Raw genomic sequence first — 846 nt, 5'->3', positions numbered from 1 at the left:
TAGGGTGTGTCCTCATTTGGCTTTGCACCAAATAAATATACAGGCTATACGAATCATAGATTTATAATTGCGTGCCAGTTTATCAAATCGAGTTGCAATAGCACGGAAATGTTTTAATCTCGCAAAAGCATTTTCAACTAAATGTCTTAATTTATATAGATATTTATCAAATTCCTTATTCGATCTCTTACTGTTTGATCTCAATGGAATAATGGGAATCATATTCTTGTTCTTGGCATATATTCTAATGTGCTCAGCATCATACCCCTTATCAGCAATGAGATAAGTTGCCTCGTCTACCGTATCAATCAGTTGTTTTGCAACTTGACTGTCGTGGACGTCACCCCCAGTGATTTTAAAATCAATCGGTAATCCATTCGCGTCGGTTGCAAGATGTATTTTTGTTGTTCGTCCACCACGTGATTGTCCAATTGCTCTTTCGAAACCATGCCGAGCTCCACTTGCATGTTGATGCACGCGTATGTAACTTCCGTCAATGAATACCCATTCTTGATCCAAGACGCCTCGTAATCTAAAAAAAATTTATCCCACAATCCCTTGCTTGCCCAACGATTAAAGCGATTGTAAGCAGTTTGCCAAGGACAAAATTCTTGGGGAATATCACGCCATGTGGCGCCTGTACGCAGTTTCCATAAGATCGCTTCCATGATATTTCTACTATTCTTTGAACAGTAACAACCGTGTAATCGCATAGTATCTTGAATTTGCTGCCAGATATCATCGGTGAGAAGAGTACGTGCCATTGAAAAAAATATAGAAATCAAAAGAGCTTAAAGGAGGATTTTAAGTATTTAAAACCAATTTTTCAAATGAGGACACGCCCTA

General features: G+C 38.4%; 1 pseudogene. It reads right to left on the bottom strand.

The features are described from left to right. Positions 1-12 precede the first annotated feature (12 nt). Positions 13-764 (bottom strand): annotated as a pseudogene (locus tag GVV58_RS15235) (IS5 family transposase). Between the last annotated feature and the right edge of the window lie 82 nt (positions 765-846).

It is taken from the genome of Acinetobacter sp. 18QD2AZ41W, from assembly GCF_009829025.1.
Taxonomy (GTDB): Bacteria; Pseudomonadota; Gammaproteobacteria; order Pseudomonadales; family Moraxellaceae; genus Acinetobacter; species Acinetobacter pseudolwoffii.
This window is presented reverse-complemented; position numbering and strand designations above follow the sequence as displayed.